The sequence below is a fragment of the Ruegeria sp. genome, from assembly GCF_965221235.1.
Classification (GTDB): Bacteria; Pseudomonadota; Alphaproteobacteria; order Rhodobacterales; family Rhodobacteraceae; genus Ruegeria.
Map to the genome: position 1 here is coordinate 1824176 of NZ_CBDCRS010000004.1, position 23399 is coordinate 1847574.

Annotated in this window: 24 protein-coding genes; 9 read left to right on the forward strand and 15 right to left on the reverse strand. The window is 59.4% G+C overall.

Annotation, left to right across the window (positions count from 1 at the left end; translation table 11 throughout):
- Positions 1–179: 179 nt before the first annotated feature.
- Positions 180–1193, forward strand: a complete 1014-nt coding sequence (locus ACOQOY_RS12170; protein ID WP_420585677.1) for a porin — start codon at positions 180–182, stop codon at positions 1191–1193.
- A gap of 60 nt (positions 1194–1253) precedes the next feature.
- On the opposite strand, the gene ACOQOY_RS12175 is transcribed toward ACOQOY_RS12170, so the two are convergent.
- From ACOQOY_RS12175 to ACOQOY_RS12195, 5 genes are read right to left on the reverse strand one after another with little or no spacing between them, the layout of a single operon-like run.
- Positions 1254–1796 (reverse strand): DUF3833 domain-containing protein, encoded by a 543-nt coding sequence (locus tag ACOQOY_RS12175; RefSeq protein WP_420585678.1) that lies wholly within the window; start codon positions 1794–1796, stop codon positions 1254–1256.
- A complete protein-coding gene (locus ACOQOY_RS12180; protein ID WP_420585679.1) occupies positions 1793–2410 on the reverse strand; it encodes a DUF3833 domain-containing protein in 618 nt (205 codons plus the stop codon). Before ACOQOY_RS12180 ends, ACOQOY_RS12175 begins: the two co-directional genes overlap by 4 nt.
- Entirely contained in the window at positions 2407–3630 is a 1224-nt protein-coding gene (locus ACOQOY_RS12185) for an MFS transporter (protein ID WP_420585680.1), read from the reverse strand. Before ACOQOY_RS12185 ends, ACOQOY_RS12180 begins: the two co-directional genes overlap by 4 nt.
- On the reverse strand, positions 3630–4175 hold the full coding sequence (locus tag ACOQOY_RS12190; RefSeq protein ID WP_420585681.1) for a hypothetical protein: 546 nt from the start codon (positions 4173–4175) through the stop codon (positions 3630–3632). The genes ACOQOY_RS12185 and ACOQOY_RS12190 overlap by 1 nt, the downstream gene beginning before the upstream one ends.
- A complete protein-coding gene (locus tag ACOQOY_RS12195; RefSeq protein WP_420585682.1) occupies positions 4126–5460 on the reverse strand; it encodes an NAD(P)/FAD-dependent oxidoreductase in 1335 nt (444 codons plus the stop codon). Before ACOQOY_RS12195 ends, ACOQOY_RS12190 begins: the two co-directional genes overlap by 50 nt.
- A 164-nt stretch (positions 5461–5624) precedes the next feature.
- Between ACOQOY_RS12195 and ACOQOY_RS12200 the strand changes: the two genes are divergently transcribed.
- Positions 5625–6350, forward strand: a complete 726-nt coding sequence (locus tag ACOQOY_RS12200) for an SDR family NAD(P)-dependent oxidoreductase (RefSeq protein ID WP_420585683.1) — start codon at positions 5625–5627, stop codon at positions 6348–6350.
- 3 nt (positions 6351–6353) lie between these two features.
- Here ACOQOY_RS12200 and ACOQOY_RS12205 read toward each other — a convergent pair whose 3' ends face one another.
- Positions 6354–8006, reverse strand: coding sequence for a DUF6504 family protein (locus ACOQOY_RS12205; RefSeq protein WP_420585684.1), 1653 nt, complete (start codon positions 8004–8006; stop codon positions 6354–6356).
- A gap of 61 nt (positions 8007–8067) precedes the next feature.
- Positions 8068–8355 carry an I78 family peptidase inhibitor gene (locus ACOQOY_RS12210; protein ID WP_420585685.1) on the reverse strand — a complete coding sequence of 96 codons (288 nt, stop codon included), beginning with the start codon at positions 8353–8355 and terminating at the stop codon, positions 8068–8070.
- Positions 8356–8485: 130 nt separating this feature from the next.
- Between ACOQOY_RS12210 and ACOQOY_RS12215 the strand changes: the two genes are divergently transcribed.
- Both ACOQOY_RS12215 and ACOQOY_RS12220 read left to right on the forward strand, forming a co-directional pair.
- Positions 8486–9598 carry an S-(hydroxymethyl)glutathione dehydrogenase/class III alcohol dehydrogenase gene (locus ACOQOY_RS12215; RefSeq protein ID WP_420585686.1) on the forward strand — a complete coding sequence of 371 codons (1113 nt, stop codon included), beginning with the start codon at positions 8486–8488 and terminating at the stop codon, positions 9596–9598.
- A gap of 93 nt (positions 9599–9691) precedes the next feature.
- A complete protein-coding gene (locus ACOQOY_RS12220; RefSeq protein WP_420585687.1) occupies positions 9692–10417 on the forward strand; it encodes an NYN domain-containing protein in 726 nt (241 codons plus the stop codon).
- A gap of 9 nt (positions 10418–10426) precedes the next feature.
- Here the strand turns inward: ACOQOY_RS12220 and ACOQOY_RS12225 are convergent, their stop codons facing one another.
- From ACOQOY_RS12225 to ACOQOY_RS12235, 3 genes are all read right to left on the reverse strand, one after another.
- Entirely contained in the window at positions 10427–11365 is a 939-nt protein-coding gene (locus tag ACOQOY_RS12225) for a DMT family transporter (protein ID WP_420585688.1), read from the reverse strand.
- Between the two features lie 134 nt (positions 11366–11499).
- Complete coding sequence (locus ACOQOY_RS12230; protein WP_420585689.1) at positions 11500–11913, reverse strand: group III truncated hemoglobin; 414 nt, start codon at positions 11911–11913, stop codon at positions 11500–11502.
- A 48-nt stretch (positions 11914–11961) separates the two neighbouring features.
- Positions 11962–14880: an error-prone DNA polymerase gene (locus tag ACOQOY_RS12235; RefSeq protein ID WP_420585690.1), complete on the reverse strand. Its 2919-nt coding sequence runs from the start codon at positions 14878–14880 to the stop codon at positions 11962–11964.
- Between the two features lie 109 nt (positions 14881–14989).
- Between ACOQOY_RS12235 and ACOQOY_RS12240 the strand changes: the two genes are divergently transcribed.
- Complete coding sequence (locus ACOQOY_RS12240; protein WP_420585691.1) at positions 14990–15454, forward strand: DUF1203 domain-containing protein; 465 nt, start codon at positions 14990–14992, stop codon at positions 15452–15454.
- Here ACOQOY_RS12240 and ACOQOY_RS12245 read toward each other — a convergent pair.
- Positions 15451–16440, reverse strand: a complete 990-nt coding sequence (locus ACOQOY_RS12245; protein WP_420585692.1) for an ABC transporter ATP-binding protein — start codon at positions 16438–16440, stop codon at positions 15451–15453. The two genes, ACOQOY_RS12240 and ACOQOY_RS12245, sit on opposite strands and share 4 nt — an antisense overlap.
- 87 nt (positions 16441–16527) lie before the next feature.
- Here ACOQOY_RS12245 and ACOQOY_RS12250 point away from each other — a divergent pair, with 87 nt between their 5' ends.
- Entirely contained in the window at positions 16528–16704 is a 177-nt protein-coding gene (locus ACOQOY_RS12250; protein WP_170533977.1) for a zinc-finger domain-containing protein, read from the forward strand.
- An 82-nt stretch (positions 16705–16786) separates the two neighbouring features.
- Positions 16787–17257, forward strand: a complete 471-nt coding sequence (locus ACOQOY_RS12255) for a hypothetical protein (protein WP_420585693.1) — start codon at positions 16787–16789, stop codon at positions 17255–17257.
- Positions 17258–17282: 25 nt separating this feature from the next.
- On the opposite strand, the gene ACOQOY_RS12260 is transcribed toward ACOQOY_RS12255, so the two are convergent.
- The gene (locus tag ACOQOY_RS12260) at positions 17283–17774 is read right to left on the reverse strand and encodes a hypothetical protein (protein ID WP_420585694.1); all 492 of its coding nucleotides are present in this window, start codon (positions 17772–17774) and stop codon (positions 17283–17285) included.
- 27 nt (positions 17775–17801) lie between these two features.
- Here ACOQOY_RS12260 and polA point away from each other — a divergent pair, with 27 nt between their 5' ends.
- Entirely contained in the window at positions 17802–20606 is a 2805-nt protein-coding gene (gene polA, locus ACOQOY_RS12265) for a DNA polymerase I (protein WP_420585695.1), read from the forward strand.
- A 43-nt stretch (positions 20607–20649) separates the two neighbouring features.
- Here polA and ACOQOY_RS12270 read toward each other — a convergent pair whose 3' ends face one another.
- Positions 20650–20880, reverse strand: a complete 231-nt coding sequence (locus ACOQOY_RS12270; protein WP_420585696.1) for a DUF2798 domain-containing protein — start codon at positions 20878–20880, stop codon at positions 20650–20652.
- Positions 20881–20942: 62 nt separating this feature from the next.
- Entirely contained in the window at positions 20943–21698 is a 756-nt protein-coding gene (locus ACOQOY_RS12275; RefSeq protein WP_420585697.1) for a hydroxypyruvate isomerase family protein, read from the reverse strand.
- 182 nt (positions 21699–21880) lie between these two features.
- Between ACOQOY_RS12275 and ACOQOY_RS12280 the strand changes: the two genes are divergently transcribed.
- A complete protein-coding gene (locus ACOQOY_RS12280) occupies positions 21881–22819 on the forward strand; it encodes a DMT family transporter (protein WP_420585698.1) in 939 nt (312 codons plus the stop codon).
- On the opposite strand, the gene ACOQOY_RS12285 is transcribed toward ACOQOY_RS12280, so the two are convergent.
- A complete protein-coding gene (locus ACOQOY_RS12285) occupies positions 22816–23394 on the reverse strand; it encodes a DUF1285 domain-containing protein (RefSeq protein ID WP_420585699.1) in 579 nt (192 codons plus the stop codon). The genes ACOQOY_RS12280 and ACOQOY_RS12285 overlap by 4 nt on opposite strands.
- Between the last annotated feature and the right edge of the window lie 5 nt (positions 23395–23399).

Genomic DNA, 23399 nt, shown 5'->3' on the forward strand with positions numbered 1-23399 from the left:
GGGCTTTAAAAATAAATGAAAATTGAGCAACTGCAAATTCAGACAGTGCGTTTTTGCAACGCACTCCGCTGGCCGAAAGTCAGTTGTCACATGTCTGTTGTGAGCCGGGAGCACTTGAGTGAATACGCAGGCAGCTACTGTTTGCAGCCACTCCTCTCTCAAAACCTTATGGATTAACCATGAAAAAAATTCTCTTTGCATCGACAGCGTTGATCGCAACCGCGAGCGTTGCCGCCGCCGAAGTCAGCTTTAGCGGTTATGGCCGCTTTGGCATCGGTTACGAAGAAGATCGCAGCGGTGATGTTCCCAACATCTCAACCACTGCCGGTGGCGGCGTTGTAACTAACACCGCAACTGTCGATACTGACAACACCATCCTGATATCGCGTTTTCGTCTGAACATCGACGCAAGCACCGAAACCGACAGCGGGGTTCAGTTCTCGGCCCGTGTCCGCCTGCAAGCCGACGAAGACAGCGGCAATGGCGAGGCCGAGTCGGCTGGCCTGAACGGCGCGCGTTTCTCGGTGATCTATGGTGGCTTGCGCGTTGACGCGGGCAACGTATCAGGGTCCTTCGACAACTTGCCGAACTATTTCGGCATTGAACCGGGTCTGGAAGAATTCCTGGGTCAGTATTCTGGCGTTGATTACAGCTTCCTCGAGTATGAATCGACCAGTGCTGGCGACAACGCTGTTTTTGCCCAATACACCGTTGGTAATTTTGCCTTCGGCGCGTCCTATGACCAGCTGACCGTGGGTATCAACGGCTCTCCGACCGATTCCGACCGCTGGGATATCAGCGCGGCCTACACGTTCGAAAACATCACTGCAGCGCTGGCGTATGGCCGGACCGATCTGCCGGGCGGTGGTGACGAAAGCCTGACCGTTCTGACCTTGGGTGCCGAGTTCGGTGACTTTGAAGGCACCTTGTTCCTGGCGGATGACGACGTGGCGAATTCTGCTGAGAACGGCACCGCCTACGGTTTCTCGGGCGGCTACAATATCGGCGCTGCGACCACCATCACCTTTGCCTATGGCGATGGCACTGCCGACAACGATACTCAGCAATACGGGGTCGGCTTCATCTATGACCTGGGCGGCGGCGCGACACTGCGTGGCGCTGTCGGTGAAACCACCGTTGGCAATGGCGACGGTACGGTTCAGGCCGACTTTGGTGCTTGGTTCAACTTCTAAGCCGAAGTTTCTCGACGCAAACGAGGGGCAGGTTTTCGGACCTGCCCCTTTTTCGTGCGCCTACTCTTTCTCAAAGAACAGAATGACTTCTCCCAACCGGACGCCATAGCGCGAGACATAGGCGCGGTTCAGCAACCGATCATCGCTGAGCAACCACATCCAGTCATCGAAATTCACCCGCATCGTGCCGTCCTTGACCGGCAAGTCGATCTTGTATGTCCAGTTGAACGTATCGCCCCGTTCAATCCCGCTGGCGGTTCCCAACACACCCGGGGCGGTGCCGGTCCAACTGTCCTCACCGGTTTTGGTCAAGGTCCAGATGCGCTGCTCGGTTGCTCCGTCGTCATAGACGAAGTCTTCGACCAGCGTCAGGGTTTTGCCATCCCATGTGCCATCGATATCCACGGTGAAGCGGCGAGGGACATTGCCCAGCACGTCCTGAAATTGCCCGTAGGCAACGGTTTTACCCTCAAAAAACTCCTCAAGATTCAGTTGCCGGTCGGACAGGAACGTCTTCGGCACGCGTGGTTTTGCAGAACAGGCCGCCAACGCTGCCAGCCCCGCGATGGCGCAGGCCCAGATCAGGAACCGGCGAGCGGTCATTGCAGTGTCCTCGTCTCCGCCGTAGCGTCATAGCCGTTCGAGCCACTGACATACGCGGCCTTGGTGTCCGGGGCGGGACGCATGGTGGCGACCAGTTCAGCGACCTTGAGGCCAAACTTGCGCATCTCGGACCGGTTCATGATCGCACCGTTTTCCGTCAGATACATCCAGTCGGTGACGTCCAGAGTATGCCCCCCCGCATCTTCGGGCAGAATGATCTTGTAGGTCAGCTTGACGGTCGCGCCTGTGATGATGCCCTTGCCCTCACCCACAATATCGTCTGCGGTAGCGGTGAACGTGTTGCCGGTGCCCAGCGTCAGGTACCATTTGCGGGTCATCTGCTTACCGTTGGAATAGGTGAAATATTCGGCCAGTGTGCCGGTGTTGCCGTTCCATTCGCCGACCATGCGGGCAACAAAGCTGTTCGACATCTTGCCGTTGGGGCCATAGATCAGCCCTTCGGACAGGATCTCTCCATTCAGGGCCTCTTTCATTTTGAACTCTGGCCCGGTGCCTGAGTAATCGGACGGTGATTGCGACCGGAAGCTCAGGAAGCGGTTCCTGGCAACGAACAGAGCCAGAATGGCGAGCAACACAACAACAAGCGTATTCATTTGGCTGTAACCTCCGTAGGCAGCGTCAGGACCAGCCCGAACGCACCGAGTTTCAGGATGCAGGGCAGCACGGCATAGGCGAAGGTGAGTGTTCTCAAAGCCTCGGCCGAGTTTGTTTGCCCAGGTGTGAAGCCGCTGCGTTCCAGCAGCGGTAAAGTGAAAAAGGCAGCGAGCGCGAGGCCCAGCTTGCCCGCGAAGGACCAGATGCCAAATGCGGCTGAGGCATTCAGCCCAGCGCGTGTCAGCACGACCGAGAACATGGCGGGCAGTACCACCATATCTGCCCCAAGTGCTGCGCCGGACGCGAGGCAGATCAGGGCGAAGCCGGTCAGGTCTCCGGCGGATAAAAGGGCTGCGCCGACAAAGCTTGCGATAGAGAGCGGCATGGCAATTATCAGAGTCTGTTTCGGGCCAATTCGATTGCTGAGCTTGGCCCAGAGCGGTACCGTCGCCCCGGCACTGAGGAAGAACAGGATCAGCAGAGGTCCGGCTTTTCCGGGCAGTTGCAGGCGGTCCTCGACAAAGAACAGAAACAGGGTCGATGTGATTGCCACCGGCAAACTGTTAACCAGCGCCAGCACAAGTAGGCGCAACGCTCCGGCCTGACCGAGCCCAGCAAAAGAAAGCCCTTGGCCAGTGATCGGTGTGCGCCGCCACATAGGCAGCGTCAAAACCAAGGTGAAAATAGCCAAAAGGCCGAGGAACAAGCCGAACGCCGGATAGCCCTGCGCGCTGGCCCCCAAGGCCACAAACAGGGCCGGGGCGCTTGCGGCAAGCACCACGCCCGTCAATTGTCCGCCCTCGCGCCATGCGGCAAGTTTCATCAGTTCCTTGGCTTCGGGTCGTTTCGCCAGCGTCGCACTGCGGCCATAAAGCAGGATGGTTCCAAGGCTATAGGCCGAGAACAAAAGCACCAAAACAGACACTAATGCGGCGATACTTGCCCCTTCGGGCAGGCCAAACAGCAGTGGGAATCCAGTCACCAGCCCAATCGCAGCCAAGGCGGCAAACAGCATCTGCGCCCCCGGCCAGCGGTCAATGGCCCAGCCGATCAAAGGATCCTGCACCAGATCGACCAGCCGGATCACCAGCAAGACAGTTCCGATCACCCCCAACCCGATGCCCAGATTGACGGCGGCAAAGCGCGGCAGATGGATATACAGCGGAATACCCGCCGCAGCGAGCATCAGCGCATAAAGACTGACGCGTGGATACAGCATCACTGCCCGCGCAATCTCTGCGTAAAGGCGGCAGAGCGGGTTTTGTCCCCCAGAAAGACCGACATGAAGCTGCGTTTGATGCCCGGATAGGACATCGTGCAGGTCTTGCGACCGTTCAGCCAGAACGAGACAGTATCCGGCCCGTCCGAAACCGCCAGATAGCGATCCCCCTTGCTAACAGCTTTGAAGCAGGTCTGAAGCTGATCGCGTACTGGTGCGGCGCGACCTATGCGCTTCATCTCGTCCAGGGTTGAGTTGATCAGCGCCTTTTGCGTCACATTACGGCGGTATTTCAGTTCGAGCCCGAAATCTTCGGACCAGCTGAACGCTGCACCGTCCGGTGTGAACAGTTGAGCGTCATACAGAGGGAAGCCCAGATATCGGAATGTCGCAGTGCCGCGCAATTGCGGATTATCCAGCTCTTTCAGGCCAGACGATGCCGCCAACCCGCCGGGAGTCAGCATCACAATCGACAAAATCACTGCGGCGAACGGTTTATATTTCGGCCGAGGCAGGGATGGCCGGATCTTTTGCAAGAATGCCATTGTCAGCTCCGAGTGTTTGCGGGGTGCCGTTCATGCGCTCGACCACGTGCATCGCGCTGGCAATCCCGTCTTCGTGAAAGCCGTGCCGGTTATAGGCCCCGGCAAACCAGGTTCGGTTCTGTCCCTGCATCTCGCGGATTTGCCCTTGTGCTTTCAGGGCGGCCTTGTCGAATACCGGATGGGCAAACTCGACCTGATCATAGATTTTGTCCGCGGGAATTTCTGACGACGCGTTCAGCGTCACGAACAGCGGGTCGCTGTCAGGTATGTTTTGCAGTCGGTTCATCCAGTAGGTGACGCCGACATTTCCGGCCTGCGAGCGATAGGTCCAGCTGGACCAGCAGGCCCGCCGCCGCGGCATCTGGCGTGGATCGCAATGCAGGATTGCGGTGTTGGGTTGATAGCGAATAGACCCTAACGCGGACCTTTCTGCGTCAGTTGCTGCGTCACCCAGAATGGTCAGTGACTGATCGGAATGGGTGGCGAGGATAATCTCATCAAACTGATCGGCCTCCCCCTGGCTGTGAACGGTCACGCCGGTCTCATCGCGCTGAACGTGTTCGACGGGTGAGGCCAGCCGAATTTCGCTGCCACGGGCGCGAAGTGCCGCGTCGATGCGGCGAACATATTCAATGCTGCCGCCTTTGACCGTATACCACTGATGCTGATTGGCGCGGCCACTGGCCAGAAGGGCGTGGTTTTTGAAGAACTGCACCAAAGAACGCGCAGGAAACTGATCCACAAACTCAACCGGAGTGGACCAGATCGCGCCGCACATGGGCATCAGATAGTTGTGTCGGAACCAATGGCCCAGACGCAGCTGATCAACCAGCTCTCCGATCGTGGTGTCGTCGTTCTGTGCGGCCTCGGGGGCCTCTTTGCCGAATCTCAGGATGTCGGCGATCATCTTATAATAGGCGGGGCGGGCAAGATTGCGTTTCTGCGCAGTCAGCGTGCGCAGATTGTTCAGCCCGTATTCGATGCGGCCGTTGTCGATGGTGGCGCCAAAGCTCATCTCGGATTTGATGACCGGCACGTTCAACTCGTCGAAGAGGCGGGTCAGATAGGGATAGGTGACATAGTTGAATACGATAAAACCTGTATCGACAGGCTGATCGCCGTTTTTGCCGGCCATGACCGTGCGCGCGTGACCGCCAAGTCGCGGTTCGGCCTCAAACACCGTCACATCATGATTTTCTGACAGGTAGTAAGCAGCCGACAGACCTGAGATACCTGCACCGATTACTGCGATTTTCTTGCGTACGCCTCGGGTTTCGTCGAACATGCCATCCTCTTTGTGCGACATTTTACAATAGGATACGCATGGTATGCCGGGGTGGATCAATTGGATTAGAAATTTTTCCGGTGCGCACTATGTTGTGACGTCTGGTGATGTGATCCAGCCTAATGTCCCGCCCGTAAAAGATCAGACGCAACTGGAACGGGCGCATGAGCAGCTTTAACGGAAAAACCTATTGGATTGTCGGTGCAAGCGAAGGCTTGGGCCGGGCATTGGCCGAGGCGCTGAGCCGTCATGGCGCGCATCTGGTTCTGTCCGCCCGCAACGCGGATCGCTTGGCCGAGATCTGCGCAAGCTTGCCTAACGCGCGCGCTGTTCCGTTCGACGTCACCGATTTGGACGCCGTGCGTCGCGCCGTGGCTGAGACCGGAGAGGTGGACGGGTTGGTGTACAACGCTGGCGCTTATGAGCCGATGCGCTCGGGTGATTGGGATACCGAAGCCGTCTTGGCGATGACCGATGTGAATTATACCGGGGCGCTGCGGGTTCTGGGCGAAACGATGCCGGGCTTTGTCCGCGCGGGCCGGGGGGATATCACGCTGATCGGTTCTCTGTCCGGCTATCGTGGCCTGCCTGCGGCTGTGGGCTATGCAGCCAGCAAGGCGGCGCTGGTCTCGCTGGCGGAAACCATGCGGTTCGATCTGAAGGACAGCGGGGTGACGGTGCGGATCGTCAATCCAGGCTTTATCAAAACCCGCCTGACCGAGAAGAACAACTTCAAGATGCCAATGCTGATGACGCCCGAGGACGCGGCGGATCGGGTGGTCAAAGCAATGTCGCGCCGCCGTTTCCGCACTGATTTTCCGGCCCCGTTTTCCTGGCTGGTTCGGTTGATCGACTATTTGCCGGATTGGCTTGTCTATCGCGGAAAATAGACTCTAACCAAACTGTCCCTGACAGAACCAACCCGCCGACATGGTGCCGCCATGGCCGTAGAACAGCCATAGTCGTTCCCCTTGTTCAGTCACAACTACCCAGTAATCCCGCACACCGCTGCGCCAGTTGGGGTCGTCCAGCCACCATTCCGGCGCGATCCGTTCGGGGCCGGTGGCCTGCGTTAGTTGCCAGTCGCGCCCACGCCAGCGAAAGGCGGATGGAACATCCGGAGTTTCCGGGGCCATGACCGGTTCGGGCTGCCACATCTGCAAGGGGCGGGGGCGCGGCGGCGCAGGCCAGTCTCGCGCCGGTTCGGACCATGCGGCGGCCAGAACCTGCGCGGTTTTTTCAGGGATGTGCGAGGCGGCGGGGTGTCGCCTTGTGATCGCCTCCAGCCCAACCCGCGCGCCCAGCTTGCCGATCAGGTCATCGACGGCGGTGTTGCCTTCTAACCGGTTGCGGGCCACCTGCCGGGCTTCGGCATGGCCTGCCATGGTACGGGCGTGGATGGGCTCGGTCTGGATCGCCTCAAGCCGCAGCATGTCGATGCCGTAACCCGCGTCGATCTTGTCGATTTTCATCTCTAATAAAGGGCGAATGCGGTGTTTGTCATGAGTTGGCCGGGCCAGACCGACCTCGATGATCTCCGCCGCCTGATCGGCGCGATGGGCTTCCAGCCGCAGGGTGCGGACGCCGCGTCCCTTCTCTTCCAGCTTGGCGCAGAGCGTCGGCAGAATCCGATCCACAGCAGCCATTACGTCCTCAATCAACCCAATCGGATTGGGCAAGGTCATTCGTACTGCAAAATGATGCGGCGGGCGGGCCGGAGAAACCGGTTCGGGCGCGCTGCCCATGGCCTGATCCAGCCGCAGCACCAGCCCACGCCCGAACCGCCGCGCCAGAGAGGCGCGCGGCTGCCCCAGCAGATCGCCAATCCGACGCAGACCAAGACGATTCAGTTGCGCCACCATCGGATCATCCAGCCGTAGCGCCGCAATGGGCAAGGGGCTGAGCGCGCCATAAGACTGTCCCGGCGCGGCGATCCGCGCCCCTCCGCCCAATGCCACCACCTGCGGCGCGGCCCCGCCTTTGGTCCAATGCCGCCTTTTGCCTGCCCGGGCGCGGGTGGCGCGGGCCTCTTGGCTGATGGCGTCGCCATTGCGGTCGGAGGTGGCCTCGTGCCCGGCATAGCGGGCCAAGGCCCAGGCCGCGCCCAGCGTGTCGGCGATGCCCATCTGCACGCTCAGCCCCATATCGGCGCAGTCGGTTTCAAGCACGATCAGTAACGCCTCTTCTCCGCCGAACAGATGCGCGCAACCCGACAGGTCGACGATCAGCCCGTCCGGGGTCTCTTCAGCCACCCACGGGCTGAATTTGCCCGCCCAGCGGCGCAAAGCAGTCAGAAACGCCGCCTCGGCCGGGGCGTTGCAGGGGCGGGTGATCAGGTTGGCGCACATGGCGTGGGCGTCGCGCACGGGTTGACCGACGCGCAGACCGAGCAGCTGAGCCTCGGCGTTCAGCGAGGTGACGACCTGCATATTCGCCTGCTCGGCCACCACTGCCAAAGGACCATCCTGCAGGCCCCGCGCGGCGCGGACCAGCCGTTCAGCCCCCAGACGGGGGAACCAGAGAGAGAGTATTCGACGTTTGGGCATTGGCAGACATTAAAATGTTCCCACTTTGTTCTTACTGTAGAATCAATGCCCGAGTCCATGCTTACCCGCAGGTCAGGCGCTGAATGATCCCGGCCTCATCCACGAACACGTTCAGACGGTCGATGCGATAATCCTGTGTGGCAATGTCATCTGGCCCAAGCACGCGCGACCGTTCAGGCAGCGCGGCCTGAATGGCCGAAACCGGCTGACCGACAGAGTCGGCAAACGGATCACCCAGGCAAAAGGCCAGATCCACAGGCGCGGCTTCGGGTGGCAACGGGATGTCTTCCGGCGGCGGGGTTTCAGCGCAGGCCGCCAGCAGGGCCAGAACCGGGAAAAATCGGCGCATTGGCGTTTCTCCTTAGGACAATGTCGCTACTGCAATATCAAATGTTTAGCGAAGCTGTCATCAAAGCACAGTTGAAAATGCCCTGCAATTAACGCAGGGTCGGGGCAAATAAGACAGGGAGACAAGCACCATGCGTACCCGTGCCGCCGTCGCCATTCAGGCAGGCAAACCTTTGGAAGTGATGGACGTGAACCTCGAAGGCCCCAAGGCGGGCGAGGTTCTGGTTGAGATCAAGGCCACCGGCATCTGCCACACCGACGAATTCACCCTGTCGGGCGCTGACCCCGAAGGCCTGTTCCCAGCCATTCTGGGCCATGAGGGCGCAGGCGTCGTGCTTGAGGTCGGCGCGGGCGTCACCAGCCTGAAGCCGGGCGATCATGTGATCCCGCTCTACACTCCCGAATGTCGTGAGTGTGAATACTGTCTGCACCCCAAGACCAACCTGTGTCAGGCGATCCGTGAGACTCAGGGCAAAGGACTGATGCCGGACGGGACCTCGCGGTTCTCGACGCTGGATGGCGATCCGATCCTGCACTACATGGGCTGCTCGACCTTCTCGAACCACACGGTCTTGCCCGAGATTGCGCTGGCCAAGGTGCGCGAAGACGCGCCCTTCGACAAGATCTGCTATATCGGCTGCGGTGTAACCACCGGCATCGGCGCGGTGATCAATACCGCCAAGGTGGAGATTGGCAGCCGTGCCATCGTGTTCGGTCTGGGTGGCATCGGCCTGAACGTCATTCAGGGCCTGCGTCTGGCCGGGGCCGATCAGATCGTCGGCGTCGATCTGAACCCGTCAAAGGTGGAATTGGCCACCAAGTTCGGCATGACCGACTTCGTGAACCCTAAAGAGGTCGAAGGCGATCTGGTTCCCTATCTGGTCAACCTGACTAAGGGCGGCGCGGACTATACCTTCGACGCCACCGGCAATGTCGGCGTGATGCGCGACGCGCTGGAATCGGCGCACAAAGGCTGGGGTGAATCGATCATCATTGGCGTAGCGCCTGCAGGGGCCGAAATCTCGACCCGTCCGTTCCAGCTGGTTACCGGCCGCTCCTGGCGCGGCACCGCATTCGGCGGCGCGCGCGGTCGGACCGACGTGCCAAAGATCGTCGACTGGTACATGGAAGGGAAGATCGAGATCGACCCGATGATCACCCACACGATGGGTCTGGACGACATCAACCACGGTTTCGACCTGATGCATAAGGGCGAGAGTATTCGGTCCGTCGTAGTGTACTGAGAAAACTGAAATAATTTCGAAGGGCGGGCTTTTGCTCGCCCTTTTTTGTTCTTACATGCAGATTGCAGAATAATATTGAGTTGAGGAATTTGCGTGACGACGAAAACAGCGGACCGCCTTGCGGTTCTGATTGATGCGGACAATGTACCCGCAAAACACGCTTCAGAGATTTTCGAAGAAATCGCCACTTTGGGTGAGGCAGGTCTAAGAAGAATTTATGGAGACTTCTCCAACGGTTCGCCGCAAGGATGGAACGCACAGTCCATGGCTGAATACGCCATCGTTCCCCAACTGCAAATTGCGAACACCACCGGCAAGAATTCCAGCGATATTGCGATGGTTATTGATGCGATGGATATTCTGCATTCTGAACGGTTTAGCGGGTTTGTTCTGGTTTCTTCTGACAGCGATTTCACGCGTCTCGCCAGCCGAATTCGAGAGCAAGGGTTGGACGTGTTTGGTATAGGAGAGCGCAAAGCGCCAAAGGCGTTTGTGGCGGCTTGCAACCGATTCATTTATATCGAAAACATTGAAAAGCCGGAAACGGGTGTTTCGCAATCTAAAAAAGTTGAGAAGGCAAATTCGAAGCACGAGTTGAACCACGCCTATCAATTGATCCGGAATGTCGTGTTGAACACGAATGAGCCTGACGGTTGGGCTAGCCTGGGTTTCGTTGGAAGTCAGCTAGGCAAGATGTATCCGGATTTTGACTCCCGAACATATGGACACAAAAGGCTGAGCGATCTGGTGCGTGCTATCGACCGTTTCGAAAAAAGCGGCACAAACGGCGATCTAAAGATCAGGTGCAAAGAGTCTTGACGATTGAATCTACTCACCCGGCCGCGACGCCCCCGTATCTGACCGCGGCGAGCGCACGCGTAGAACCGGGGTATTGACTGACGACGTGTTCGCGCGGCTCTCGCGCCAGACCACGAAGACGCCGGATGCGATGATGATGCTGGCCCCGACGGCGACCCAGCCGTCTGGGCGCTCGCCAAAGAAGATCATGCCAAACAGCGTGGCCCAGATGATCTGGCTGTATTGGCTGGGGGCGACGACTCCGGCAGGCGCGGCGCGGTAGGCCAAAATGATCAGGTGTTGCGCGATGACCGAGAACACGCCGACCAGCGCCATCATAGCCAGATGCAGCAGCGAGGGCGGTTGGTACACGGCGGGTTGCATCAGGCTCATCACCACGATGGCCAGTAGCATGGGATACAGGATCAGCACGGCCGAGCGTTCCTCATTCCCGATCTTGCGCACCAGAACAGACCCAAACGCACTGCAAAACGCTGCTGTTAGGGCGGCGAGGTGGCCGAGGGTGATGTCTGTCGCGCCAGGGCGCAGGACGATCAGAACGCCGATCAGGCCGGCACCGACCGCCGCCCAGCGCTGGGCGCGGACGACCTCTCCCAGTAAGGGGATCGACAGGACGGTGACGAACAGGGGGAAGGCAAACAGAAGCGAATAAACCTCGGCCAGCGGCAGCACCGAGAAGGCGTAGAAGGCGCAGACCATGGATGTGACCACAAGGCCCGAGCGCAGCATCACCAGAAACGGGTGATGCGGCCGGAAATTCCCGGTTGTGCGATCTGTCAGGATCGTCACCGCCATCGGCACAAAGGAAAACAGCGTGGCAAAAAAGATGATCTGCATCACCGAATAGGTCCCGCCCAGCACCTTGATCAGCGCGTCATGGCTGGCAAAGACGGCAAAGCCCGCAAACGCATAGCCAAGGCCCCGGAGGGTGGTGTTCTGAGTGCTCATGGATCGGCCTCGGGTGATGTGTCGGTGTGAAGGGGCAGCGCAAAGGGGCTGTCTTGCCTCTGAGTAAACCCATTTGGCCTATCCGCATAGCCCCTATTTTACCGCTAACATCGCAAAGCCGCCATGTTCAGGGATCAACGCAGGATCGGTGGGGCGTCCTTGGGTTGGCGCGCCGATTGCACACCAGCCTTCATACCGACCCCGATACGCCGGGCCAGCGCGACCCATGGAGTGGCGGTTTCCGGGGGTAGGGTTTGGGAGGCGACCTCCTCGAACAGGTCGAGCCAATGGGCGAACATCTCGGGCTTTACATCGGGCCGTTCGATATGAACGCGCTGCGGATTGCCGTCATAGCTGCGCTCATACAGGATTGCGTTGCGCCAGAAGGCTGCGATCTTTTCCTCATGCGTGGGCCAGTCGGTGACATGGTTTCCAAAGACCGGACCCAGTACTGCATCCTCGCGCACGCGGGCATAGAAGGCGGCGACCTGAGCGTTGATCTGATCGGGCGTCGCCGGAAAGCGCGGCGGCAGTATGGGTCTGGTCATGAAAACACCGATTTCGACTTTGTTCCGGGCTATTATCCCGTTCGACCGTCATGCAACAGGCGTGGTTTTGTCGCGCGGCTCTGGCGTCAGCAGGTGTCGCAGCAACGCCACCGGATGCGCCCGTAGGCTGAGGCGGGTGGCGACGTAATCCTCGACCACCTGCTCGCCCAGCGTCATCTGCGGCAGATAGGCTTCGGGTTCATTCAGCGCCTCGCCCTCCAGATCCTGCGAGAACAGTGGCAGCGGTTTGGCGGTCGCAATCGCCTTGGCCTGCCACAACGCCTCGCGCCGGGTCAGATCGCAGGCGGCGAAGGCATCGGCTTCGGCCAAGCGTTCGATCACCGACGGGCCAAGCCCCGCGCGCCGCCAGACATCGTCGACCTGATGGTAGCCATTGCCGCGCGCGGCGGTGAGCCAACTGGCGTCTTCCTCGCTGAGGCCCTTGATCTGACGGAACCCCAGCCGCAGGGCCAGGCCGCCCTGACCGTCTGGCTCCATCACATTGTCCCAGAAGCTGGCATTGATGCAGACCGGGCGCACCTGAACGCCGTGCTCGCGCGCGTCGCGCACGATCTGGGCGGGCGCATAGAACCCCATCGGTTGGGAGTTCAGCAGGGCGCAGGCGAAGATGCCGGGGTGATGGCATTTGATCCAGGCCGAAGCATAGACCAGCAGCGCAAAGCTGGCCGCGTGGCTTTCGGGGAATCCGTAGGACCCGAAGCCTTCGATCTGTGAGAAGCAGCGTTCGGCAAAGTCGTCTTCATAGCCATTACGTTTCATGCCGCGCAGGAACAGCGCGCGGAATTCGCTGACATTGCCATGTTTCTTGAACGTGGCCAGAGACCGACGCAGCCGGTCGGCCTGTTCCGGGGTAAACCCCGCGCCAACGATGGCAATCTGCATCGCTTGTTCCTGAAACAACGGCACGCCCAGCGTTTTCCCCAGTACTTCGCCCAGCGCGTCCGAGGGGAAGCTGACCTCCTCCTCTCCGTTCCGGCGGCGGATATAGGGGTGAACCATGTCGCCCTGAATCGGGCCGGGTCGGATGATGGCGACCTCGATCACCAGATCATAGAAATTGCGCGGTCGCATCCGGGGCAGGAAGTTCATCTGTGCCCGTGATTCCACCTGAAACACGCCGACACTGTCAGCCTTGCAGAGCATATCATAGACACGCGAATCCTCGGGCGGAAGGGTGGCGAGGGTGTAGCTGGTCTGGTGATGTTGGCCGATCAGGTCGAACGCCTTGCGAATGCAGGTCAGCATCCCAAGGCTCAGCACATCGACTTTTAGGATGCCTAAGCTGTCGATGTCATCCTTGTCCCAGCAGATCACTGTGCGGTCCTCCATGGTGGCGTTTTCGATGGGGACAAGTTCGTCCAAGCGCCCTTCGGTGATGATGAAACCGCCGACGTGTTGCGAGAGATGGCGGGGGAAGCCGTCGATCTCATACACCAACATTAGAGTCTGTTTTAGCCGCAAATCCTCGGGGTCAAGGCCAATTTCGCGCATCCGATGCGCCTCAAGCCCTTTGGCCGAGAAGAAGCCCCAGAGCTGGGACGAGAGGGCCGAGATCGTGTCTTCGGTCAGGCCCATGGCGCGCCCGACCTCGCGAATGGCGCGCTTGCCGCGATAATGGACAACCGTGGCGCAGAGGCCCGCGCGGTGGCGGCCATAGCGGTCATAGATATGCTGGATCACCTCTTCGCGGCGTTCATGTTCGAAATCCACGTCGATATCGGGGGGCTCATCGCGTGCCTCGGAAACGAAGCGTTCGAACACCATCGTGCCCAGTTCGGGGCTGACCTCGGTGATGCCAAGGCAATAGCAGACCACCGAATTGGCCGCCGATCCCCGCCCCTGGCAGAGGATATCGCGCGAGCGGGCGAATTTGACGATGTCGCGGACGGTGAGGAAGTAGGGTTCGTATTTCAGCTTGCCGATCAGGGTAAGCTCATGGGCTAGCATCTTTTGCGCCTTTTCAGACGCGCCCGCTGGATAGCGCCATTTCAGCCCCTCATGGGCCAGACGGTGCAGGCGTTGGGTCGGGGTTTCCTGCTCATTGCCCTCGCTTGGGTATTCATAGCGCAGCTCATCCAGCGAGAAGGTCAGCTGTTCGCTGAGTTTATGCGCGCGGGCAACAGCTCCCTCATGACCTTTGAAGATGCGCAGCATCTCGACCTCGGATCGCAGCCGTTGCTCCCCATTAGCCAGTGCGTCCCGGCCCAGATCATCCACCTTGCGGCGCAGGCGAATGGCGGTCAGCACATCCCCAAGCTTTCGGCGGGCGCCGTGATGCATCATCGGCGCGGCGCTGGCGAGGGTTGGAATACCGAGTTTCTGAGATTTGGTCTCTAATAAAGAGAAATAGGTGCTGTCTGCACCGTCATACCGGGGATGTATCAACAGATGCATCCGCCCGGCAAAGCGGCGCGTCAGCTGTTGCGCCTGTGTCCACCATGCGCCCGCGCCGCCCGGGAACCGGTCCGCTTGTGGCCAGAGCAGCAGGTGGAGACCATCGGAAAACTCCATCAGGTCGGACAGGTGCAGGATGCAGTCGCCTTTCTCGGCGCGCAGGCGGCCTTTGGAGAGTATGCGGCACAGGTTGGCCCAGCCTTGCCGGTTCAGAGGAAGGGCGGTGACAGTAGGTGCGTCGGTAAAGATCAGCCGCGCGGCTGGGATCAGGCGCGGCACTGCGTGAATCGGATACGAGGGTGGTTTAGGAATGTGGTCAGGGCAGGGCGGACCGATGGATGTGTTCTGTGCCTCCCACTCCAGCCGTTCGCGCACCTTGCGGGCGATCTCGCGTCCTTGAGTATGGGCGCGGACGATCCCGGCGACCGAATTGTCATCGGCAATGGCAATGGCAGGCAGGCCCAGGGTCACGGCGCGCTCCATATACTCCTCGGGGTGCGAGGCCCCGGTGAGGAAGGTGAAGTTCGATGTGATCGACAGTTCGGCATACATGGCGAGTCACTATTATATTCACGTTTTGTTCTTTTTCGAGTCCTTTGCGCAGGAACCGGGTCGCTTGCAGCTGGTTGACTGAACATGGTTGTCAAAAAGGAGAGCCAAAATGTTCAAGATTACCGCATTACCCACCGAAGACGTCCGCGCCCTTCAGGCAGGCGGGCCGGATGCCTATGGCGCGACGCCCGAACGCGCAGTATCTACCGGCGAAGGCAATTCATGTCGCCACTGCTTGCAGAATATACCTGAAGGCGAGGCGATGCTGGTTCTGGCGCATCGACCTTTTTTAGAGACACATCCTTACGCAGAAACCGGCCCGATCTTTCTGTGCGCCGCGCCGTGCAAACGGTATGAGGGCGCGGAGTTGCCGGAGATTCTGATCACCTCGCCGGACTATTTGATCAAGGGCTATGGGGCAGATGACCGGATCGTCTACGGCACCGGTGCGATCACTCCCACGGACCAGATTAGCGCAAAGGTCGCGGATATCTTCGACCGAACGGATGTCGCCTATATCCATGTCCGATCGGCACGGAACAACTGCTATCAGGCGCGGATCGACCGGGTTTAAAGCTTAACCCGGTGCATCCCTCGGCGAGGTTGGTTCTGATCCTCGGCGGGTTCCTCAGCACGCGAAGATGTCAGAGCGAGGAATACGTCCTCAAGGTCGGCTTCCTCGGTGCGGACATCGCGGATGCGGATACCTGCGGTGCGGACGGATTCCAGCACTTGCTCGGCGCTGGTCTGCGCGCTGCGGTATTGCAGCATGAGGTTTCCATCGTCGCGCAGGGTGGCTTCGACACCGTCAGTGTCGGGCAACTCAACGACGGGGCTGTCGGGCGAGATGACCATCGTCCGGCTGTCCATTCGGCCCAGCAGGTTGGCGGTGCTGTCTTGCGCGATCTTCTCGCCGTGGTTGATGATGGCGATCTCGTCACACATCTCCTGCGCTTCTTCCAGATAATGCGTGGTCAGGATAATGGTCATACCCTGTTCGTTCAGCTTGCGCACATTGGCCCACAGCATCTGGCGCAATTCGATATCCACGCCCGCGGTGGGTTCGTCCAAAACCAGCACCTTGGGGTGATGTACCAGCGCCTTGGCCAGCAGCAGCCGCCGCCGCATCCCGCCCGAGAGTGTCCGTGCATAAGCCTCGGCCTTGTCGCTGAGGCCCACCAGTTCCAGAATCTCATCGCTGCGGCGTTCAGCCTTGGGCACGCCATACAAGCCAGCCTGAACCTCCAACGCACCGCGTGGGGTGAAGAAGGGGTCCAGGTTCAGCTCTTGCGGCATCACGCCGATGGAAGCACGGGACTGGCGTGGGTTCTGGTCCTGATCGAAGCCCCAGATCGACACATTGCCCGCCGATTTCACCACCAGACCGGCCAGAATGTTGATCAGCGTCGATTTCCCGGCCCCGTTTGGCCCCAGCAAACCAAAGATCGAACCGCGCGGTACGGTCAGGTCGACGCCCTTCAGGGCCTGCTTTTCGGGTTGGCCTTTGCCGCCGCGATAGGTCTTGCGCAGCCCTTCGATCCTGATTGCCGCATCGCTCATGTGGCTCTTGCTCCCGGTTTGCTCATCGCTCATAAACGCACCTAATACATGCCCACGAGGCCGACAACCGAAGAAGGATCGCCAGCCGTGACCATCGAAGCGCCGGAAACCAAGATCGTCGAGACCACCCGTGTCGCCTGTGATGGCGGCGAAGGTGCACTGGGTCATCCGCGCGTCTGGTTGCAGATCCCCGAGGATACCGGCTGGGTCGAATGCCCGTATTGTGATTGCAAATATGTTTTGAAGGGCACAGAGCAAGGCTGATCGCCCAAACACGCGTGTTTCGCCCAAATCTCGCCGCGCTTTTGATGGTAGTGCTGTCGCGCAACCAATCTGGGTGAGTGATATGACAGACGTTAATGCCTCGGACACGGCCCGCCCTGTTTTCGGCTGGACCGGGTTCAGTCTTGCGTCGATGGCGCTGTTTGCGGCGTTATTTGTATTCTGGGCCGGCCCGTTTGCTCCGCAGCAAACCACCGGCGTATCGCTGGGCGAACTGGCGGTTGAGATTGGTAAATCCACGTTGCGTTCAGCAGCCGGACTCGATCAGCCAGACCCTGTCGCCCCGGTGCGCGATCTGGACGACTTTCTGCAAATCGGTGTTGCCATGTTGGGCGGGCTGGCGATTGTCGTCTCGGTTACTGGTATCCTGCGCCACGAAAAACGGCGCCCGGCTATTGCGGGCGTGATGATCGGCGTAGGCGCGATCCTGTTCCAGTTCTTTGCGTTTGCCTTTTTCGCCATGCTCGGCGTGCTGGTCATTATGGCGTTGCTGAACAGTTTCTCGGACGTGTTCAGTGGTCTTTTTGGCGGTTAGGGGCAATTGGCGCCAAAAACAGTCTCTAACTTATGGGTTTTGAGGCTGCTTTGCACATATCCGCGGTATTGATATCGCCATACTCATTCAGCAGGAACTGTTCGACGTTAAAGCCGGTCCAGACGCGGAACGGCTCGCCGTTGCTGAGAAAACCGAGCCCGGTTGCAGTGCCGGTCTCGGGGTGTTGATAGGTAAAAAAGGCCCGCCCGGTCAGCGCATTGTCACAGGTGATTTTGGCTTCGCCCAGACCAAAAGACCCTTGCGACAGCCACTCACCGAAACATGCAAACGCCGCACTGCTTTGGCCTGCAAACGTCCCTGAATTCCAGCCAACCGCCCGGCCCGTGAAATACACGCCGTCCTGACCCAGACAAGCCAGGATTGGTACGCAATTTGCTCCTTTCGATGGATCGGGCACGCAATCTGTTGGCAGTTTGGGGCCGGAATTTGCCGGGACGGCGACAACAGTGATTGCGGTCACAAGCGGGATGGCGGATAAAAAGCGCTGAATGAACATGATCAGCACTTTAGGGGGCGCGACACCATGAGCAAGAGTGAATTCGGAAAAGGGTGTCACCTGCATCTGATCGACGGATCGGCCTTTATTTTCAGGGCGTATCACGCACTGCCCCCACTAACGCGCAAATCTGACGGGCTGCCGATCGGGGCGGTCTCGGGCTTTTGCAACATGTTGCAGAAATATGTCGAAGGGAACGCCGGACCGGACGCGCCGACCCATGTGGCAGTGATCTTTGACAAGGGGTCGCACACGTTCCGCAATGATCTCTACGACCTCTACAAGGCCAATCGTGAGGCGATGCCCGAGGATTTGCGCCCGCAGATGCCTTTGACGCGCGAGGCGACCAAAGCCTTCAACATCGCCTGCAAAGAGTTGGAAGGCTATGAGGCCGACGACATCATTGCCACGCTGGCCGTTCAGGCGCGTGAGGCTGGCGGTCGTGTGACTATCGTCAGTTCCGACAAGGACCTGATGCAGCTTGTCGGCGGTGGCGTGGAGATGCTGGACGCCATGAAAAACAAGCGCATCGACCGGGACGGGGTGTTTGAGAAGTTCGGCGTTGGGCCGGAACGGGTGGTCGATGTGCAGGCTTTGGCCGGGGATAGTGTTGATAACGTGCCTGGGGCTCCGGGTATTGGCGTCAAGACGGCAGCGCTGCTGATCAACGAATATGGCGATCTGGAAACGCTGCTGGACCGCGCCGAAGAGATCAAACAGCCCAAACGCCGCCAGACCCTGATCGAAAAGCGTGAACAGATCGAGCTGTCGAAAAAGCTGGTTCAGTTGGATGAGAACACACCGCTGGATTTCACTTTGGACGATCTGGAGGTGAAAGACCCGGATGCCGACACCCTTTTGGGCTTTCTGGCCGAAATGGAGTTTCGCACCCTCACCAAACGCATCGCCGACAAACTGGGGGCCGAGGCTCCGGTGATTGCCGATGCGCCCGCGCCAGAGGTTTCGGTGGAAGAGGCCGAAGCGCTGCCGTTTGATGCGTCGAAATATGAATGCGTGCGTGACAATGGTGCTTTGCAGAAATGGATTGATCAGGCCTATGAGCGTGGCTGGGTCGCCGTGGACACGGAAACCACCGGTCTGAACGAAATGATCGCCGATCTGGTGGGCATTTCGCTTTGCGTTGAAGCCGGTGAGGCCTGCTACATCCCACTGACTCATCGCGATGGAGCGGCGGATGATCTGTTTGGCTCAGACGCGCTTGCCGATGGGCAAATGCCGCTTGATGAGGCTCTAACCCTGCTAAAACCGATGCTTGAGGACCCGTCGATCCTAAAGATCGGGCAGAATATGAAATACGATGCCAAGATCTTTAAGCGCTACGGCGTGGATGTGGCCCCCATCGACGACACGATGCTGATGTCTTACGCGATGCATGGCGGTGAGCATGGGCATGGCATGGACACGCTGTCCGAGCGGTACCTCAGCCACACGCCGATCCCGATCAAACCGTTGCTGGGCTCTGGCAAGTCAGCGATCACCTTCGACAAGGTACCGATCGATGAGGCCACCGCCTATGCCGCCGAAGACGCAGACATCACGTTGCGCCTGTGGAAGCTGTTCAAACCGCAGCTGCATCAGGTGCAGGTGACGACGGTTTATGAAACGCTCGAACGCCCGTTGGTGCCGGTTCTGGGCGAGATGGAGATGCACGGCATCAAGGTCGACCGCGATGTGCTGAGCCGCATGTCGAACGCTTTCGCGCAGAAAATGGCAGGGTTAGAGGCTGAAATCCACGAGTTGGCGGGTGAGAACTTCAATGTTGGCTCGCCCGCGCAACTTGGCGAAATCCTGTTCGACAAGATGGGTCTGGAAGGCGGCAAGAAGGGCAAGACCGGGAAATATTCGACCGGGGCCGATATTCTGGAAGACCTTGCGACCGAGCACGAATTGCCCCGTCGGGTGCTGGACTGGCGGCAGCTGTCCAAGCTGAAATCGACCTACACGGACGCGCTGCAAACCCACATCAACCCGGATACGGGGCGGGTGCATACGTCTTACTCGATCACCGGGGCCAATACCGGACGTTTGGCCTCGACCGATCCGAACCTGCAAAACATCCCGGTGCGCACCGAGGAAGGGCGACGTATTCGTGAGGCGTTTATTGCCGAGCCGGGTAATGTACTGGTCAGTCTGGACTATAGCCAGATCGAACTGCGGATTCTGGCGCATATTGCGGATATCCCAGCGCTGAAACAGGCATTCTCGGACGGGCTGGATATTCACGCGATGACCGCGTCCGAGATGTTTGATGTGCCGCTGGATGAGATGACGCCGGATATCCGTCGGCAAGCCAAGGCGATCAACTTTGGTGTGATCTACGGCATCTCGGGCTTTGGTCTGGCGCGCAACCTGCGTATCCCGCGGGCCGAGGCGCAGGGGTTCATCGACCGCTATTTTGAGCGGTTCCCGGGTATCAGAGCCTACATGGATGACACCATCGCCTTTGCTAAAGAGCATGGCTATGTGCAGACCCTGTTTGGGCGCAAAATTCACACACCTGAGATCAATGCCAAAGGTCCGCATGCCGGGTTCTCGCGCCGGGCCGCGATCAACGCACCGATTCAGGGCACGGCAGCGGACGTGATCCGGCGCGCGATGGTGCGGATGCCCGATGCGATCAACGGGCTGCCTGCCAAGATGCTGTTGCAGGTGCATGACGAATTGCTGTTCGAAGTGGCCGAGGACTCGGTTGATCAGGTGATCGGCGTCGCGCGCGATGTGATGGAAGGGGCCTCGGACCCGGCCGTCAAGCTGGATGTGAAACTGGACGTGGATGCCGGGCAGGGGGCCAATTGGGCCGAGGCGCACTAAAGCGCGCGGCTCATCAGGCCCGACGGGCCCTCTTCGCAGCGGGTCAGTCCTGCGGCCTGACCATGCGGTTTACGAACCGTTGCACGGACGGCCCCAGCAGCAGGATGACGGTGAAGGCAATGGGCCAGCAAAAGGCCCATGAGGCCAGCCAGTCGCCGGTTGTCCCCGGTCCAAACCCGATGGCTTTGACCGTTGCGATGCCGGTTACGATACAGGACATCAGTCCTGACATGATCAGGCAAAAAACAGCGCGGGCATAGCGGGCAGGGATCATCGGCAGTATCCTCTGGGTCTTGATGCCCCTGATGTGCTGTATTTTTCGCCAGAATGCCAGACTCAGTCTCGCATCCAGGCGAGGCTGTCGGGTGTTTGTTGCACAGAAGGCGTATATTCCGCGCTGACCCAGCCTGAGAAACCCGCTGCGTCCATTGCAGTGAACAAGGCCGTGAAATCGGTCGGCCCACGCCCCGGTTCGGACCGGTCCGGGGCGGCTCCGATCTGGGCATGGATGACCCGCGGGTGGAACCGATCCCAGACCGCTTGCGCGTCGCCGTGGATCATATGAGCGTGGAAACTGTCATATTGCAGACCGACATTGGGGCGGTTCACGCGGTCCAGCACCTGTGCGGCCAGATCGTAGTCATTCATGAAGTAGCCGGGTTGTGACACCGGGTTGAGCGGTTCGATCGTGAATTGTTGTCGCGGTGCGAAATCAGCGGCCCATTGCAGGTTGCGGACAAAAACGTCCTGCGCATCCTGCCCCGAAGCGTATCCCGACATAATGTGGATCAGGCCCGGTTTCAGAACTTCGGCATAGCGCAAGACCCGGCGGATATCGGATTGAAACCGCGCCTCTCCGCCGGGAACAGCGGCGTATCCGGGTTCTCCGCCCGTATAATTTGGTGGCGGCGCGTTGATCAGCACCAGTTCCAGCCCGTTGGCCAGAAGGGCGCGGCGGGTTTCCTTGGCGGCCAACTCATAGGGGAACAGGACTTCGACCGCTTTGAATCCGGCTTCGGCGGCGGCCTGAAAACGTTCAAGATACGGAAGCTCAGTAAAAAGTAGTGAAATATTGGCGGCGAATTTGGGCATGGGCGGTCTCGGTCGGGTGGTGGTCGGACCTTACCTGCCCGGCGATTTTTGGGGAAGAGGATCAAAAACGACAGATTGTCGAAAATCGGCCAGATCGGGTTGAGTGAATCGGGGACCCTCTGACCCATTGCGGCGAATCATTTCCGAGCGCCGAGCCAACAGAAGGTCTGAGTCCCATGGCGATGAGCCCTGACCCCGCGCGCGGGAACGCCTTTTCTGTGCCGACTGATCGCGGTTCTGTCCTGTCCGGGAACGGCTTGGCGGTGGCGTCGATGCTGACATGGGCGGCTGGGTTCCCGGCAGCCGAGTTTCTGTTGCAAACTTGGCCACCTGTCGCTTTGTTTGCTGCCCGGTTGGGGTTGGCCGTGCTTGTCATGGTGCCGATCTGGCTGCTGATCGACGGGCCGCGCCGGGTGTTGAACGCCCGGTGGTTGCGCGCGATGTTCGTTGGCGGTTTCGGGATTGGACTGGGGATGTTCCTGATTATCGTGGCGCAGAAGCTGACCGATCCGGTGACGGTGGCTATTATCGCGTCTTGCGCACCGCTGATTGCGACTTTGTTGGAGATGGCCGCGGGGACGCGGCGGTTGCGATGGAATTTTGCGCTGGGCGTGCTGGTGTCGATTGTCGGCGGGTTAGTCGCAACCAGCGCTTTGGCACCGGCACAATTGGGTCTGGGCGCGGCTCTGGCCATCGCCTCGACCGGGCTGTTCTGCTGGGCCAGTATGGCAACCGCTCGGGATTTTCCTGAGCTGAGTCAGACCGGCCGGACCACGATCACCTTTATTGGTGGGCTGGTCATGGCCTCGGTGCTGCTGCTCGGCGCGGCGCAGATTGGGCTGGACGTGATGCCTGCCACCGCCTTTGACATGCAGCAGGCCGGGATGCTGGTGATGTTTTCATTGGTGTCGATGGGCCTGAGTCAGGTGTTCTTTGTCGCGTCCATCGGCAAACTTGGGGTCGCGATGAGCTCGTTCCACATCAATATTGCGCCATTCTACGTGATGGTAATCATGATGGTGATGGGCGAGGAGTGGAACGGCACCCGCGCTTTGGGTGCCGGAATCGTCGCGCTGGCCGTGGTTTTGGCGCAGGATCGCAGGTCGGTGCGCACGGCTTAGTTTGGTAAATCGTCCGAGCGGATCAACGGAAAGAACTGCCCGCCGGACCAGACGCCGAACCAGTCATCCTGATGTTCAGCGATATCCACCAGACGGTAGAAACTCTTGCGGTCGATGCGCGCCTCGAGGTTGGCACGGATCAATATATAGGGAGACGGCTCTTCTGTGTCCGGATCTATGACAATGCGGATCGGATGGTCTGGCCCGGCCGCCGCTGAGTCGCCGACATGGGTTGTGAAGGTCAGGTTCTGAGCAGCACCTTCCCCGTCGGCGTCGTAATCCACGGCGATGAAGGGCGCGTCTTCGACGGTGATTCCCACCTTTTCGACCGGGGTCACGAGGAAATATTTCCCATCTTCTTTCTTAAGAATTGAGGAAAATAGCTTCACAAGCTCGAACCGGTTGATGGGGGACCCTAAGTAACTCCATGTGCCATCTTTGGCGATCTTGATGTCCAGATCGCCGCAAAACGGAGGATTCCAGAGGTGAACGGGCGGTAAACCCTTGGTTTTGGTGGCTTTGACTGATGCAGCAATACCATCAGGGGAAGGGGTCACAGGTTTTTGTCCGCTCATTGCTT